Source organism: Actinoplanes nipponensis, from assembly GCF_016862275.1.
GTDB classification, from domain to species: Bacteria; Actinomycetota; Actinomycetes; order Mycobacteriales; family Micromonosporaceae; genus Actinoplanes; species Actinoplanes nipponensis.
In genome coordinates this window covers 1-2,656 of the sequence record NZ_BOMQ01000110.1, presented here as the reverse complement: position 1 = coordinate 2,656, position 2,656 = coordinate 1, and the positions used below count along the sequence as shown (strand labels likewise).

General features: G+C 72.3%; 1 protein-coding gene. It reads left to right on the top strand.

Annotated features, from left to right (window positions below; translation table 11 throughout):
* The coding region (locus Ani05nite_RS40660) for a condensation domain-containing protein (protein ID WP_203777555.1) at positions 1-2,656 on the top strand (2,656 nt) is incomplete at both ends.

Genomic DNA, 2,656 nt, shown 5'->3' with positions numbered 1-2,656 from the left:
GGCGTGGCGTTGCTGCACTCGTCGGTGTCGTTCGACCTGACCGTCACGGCCCTGTACACGCCGCTGGTCTCCGGCGGCCGCGTCGTGCTGGATGACCTCACCGAGGCGACCACGGCCCGGCCCACCTTCATGAAGGTGACGCCCTCGCACCTGGCCCTGCTGGAGGCGTTGCCCGCCGAGGTGTCGCCGTCGGGCACGCTGGTCACCGGCGGGGAGGCGTTGACCGGTGAGGTGATCCGGTCGTGGCGGGCCGCGCATCCGGATGTGGCGCTGGTCAACGCGTACGGGCCGACCGAGGCGACCGTCAACTGCACCGACCACCACATCGCGGCGGGGCAGGAGCTGGGGACCGGACCGGTGCCGATCGGGCGCCCGTTCTGGAACACCCAGGCGTACGTCCTGGACGCCACGCTGCAACCGGTGCCGGCGGGCGTCAGCGGCGAGCTGTACGTGGCCGGCGTCGTGCTGGCCCGTGGCTACTGGCGGCGGCCGGGCCTGACCGCGGAACGCTTCGTGGCCAACCCGTTCGGCGCGCCCGGCAGCCGCCTCTACCGCACCGGCGACCTGGTGCGCTGGAACACCGACGGTGACCTGATCTACCTGGGCCGCGCGGACGGGCAGGTCAAGCTGCGCGGGTTCCGGATCGAACCCGGCGAGATCGAGGCCGTCCTGGCCGCCGATCCCGCCGTCACCCAGGCCGCCGTCATCGTTCGCGAGGACCAGCCCGGCGACCAGCGCCTGGTGGCCTATGTCCGCGGCGAGGTGGCGGGCCTGCGCGAGCGCATCGCCCGGTCGCTGCCGGAGTACATGGTCCCGTCGGCGTTCGTGTCCCTGGACGCCTTCCCGCTGACGCCGAACGGCAAGCTCGACCGCCGGGCGCTGCCCGCGCCCGACTACGGCGCGGAGGCCGAGGGTCGCCGTCCCCGGAACCCGCGCGAGGAACTGCTCTGCGGATTGTTCGCCGAGGTGCTCGGCGTCCACGGGGTCGGTATCGACGACGACTTCTTCGCCCTGGGCGGGCACTCGCTGCTGGCCACCCGGCTGATCAGCCGGATCCGTTCGGTGCTGGACGTCGAGGTGGGCGTCCGGCAGCTGTTCGAGACGCCGACCGTTGCCGGCCTCGCCACGGCCCTCGACGACGGCGCCGCCGCCCGGATCCGGGTGGTGGCCCGGCCGCGGCCGGAGCGCATCCCGCTCTCGTACGGCCAGCAGCGCCTGTGGTTCCTGCACCAGTTCGAGGGGGCGAGCGCCACCTACCACCAGCCGATGGCCCTGCGCCTGTCCGGCCCGGTCGACCCGGAGGCGATGCGCGCCGCCCTCGGCGACGTGATCGGCCGCCACGAGAGCCTGCGGACCGTGTTCGGCGAGGACGCGGCGGGCCCGTACCAGGTCGTGCTGGACCGGATCGAGCCGCCGCTCACCGTGGTGACCAGCAGCGAGAGCGCCCTGCCGGAGCAGCTGCGGGCCGAGGCCCGCCGCGGCTTCGACCTCGCGACGCAGCCCCCGATCCGCGCCACGCTGTACACCGTTGGCGCGGACGAGCACGTGTTGCTGGTGCTGACGCATCACATCGTCAGTGACGCGTGGTCGCGGGGGCCGTTGGCTCGGGATCTGGTGACCGCGTATGCGGCTCGGGTGGCCGGTGGGTCGCCGTCGTGGTCGCCGTTGCCGGTGCAGTACGCCGATTACAGCTTGTGGCAGCACAAGATCCTGGATGCGGGTGAACTCGGCCGGCAGTTGAACTTTTGGAAGCAGACCCTGGACGGGCTGCCCGAGCAGTTGGAGCTGCCCACCGACCGGCCGCGTCCTGCCGTCGCCTCCTACCGCGGTGAGCGCATCGACTTCGACGTGCCGGCCGACGTCTACGCCGAGGTGAGTGCGTTGGCCCGGCGGTTGGGTGCGAGCCCGTTCATGGTGCTGCAGGCCGCCCTGGCGACGCTGCTGACCAAGCTGGGTGCGGGCACCGACATCCCGATCGGCACGCCGGTCGCGGGGCGTACCGATGAGGCGGTCGAGGACCTGATCGGGGTGTTCATCAACACCCTGGTGCTGCGGACCGACACCACCGGCGACCCGACCTTCGCGGAACTGCTGTCCCGGGTCCGCGAGACGGATCTGGCGGCGTACGCGCATCAGGATCTGCCGTTCGAGCGGTTGGTCGAGGAGCTGAACCCGCAGCGGTCACTGGCCCGGCACCCGCTGTTCCAGGTGCTGCTCACCCTCAACAACACCGACCCGGGCGCCGTCGACGAGGCATTCGGGCGGCTGCCACATCTGACGGTCACCCGCGAGGGCACCGACACCGGCGCCGGCAAGTTCGACCTGTCGTTCGCCTTCGCCGACCGTCCCGGCGGCCTCGCCGGCGTCCTGGAGTTCAGCACCGACCTGTACGACCGCGGCACCGCCGGCCTGCTCATCGAGCGTCTCCAGCGGACCCTGCGCGCGGTCGTCGCGACCCCCGACGCCCCGCTCAGCGAGCTCGACGTCCTCGACCCGGCCGAACGCGACCGCCTGCTGCGCGCATGGAACGACACGGCGAGCCGGACCCCGGACCGGTCCCTGGTGGAGTTGCTGGCCGAGCAGGTGGCGCGCACGCCGGATGCGGTGGCGGTGGAGTGCGGCGGTGTCGTGTTGACCTATGCCGAGTTGGATGTCC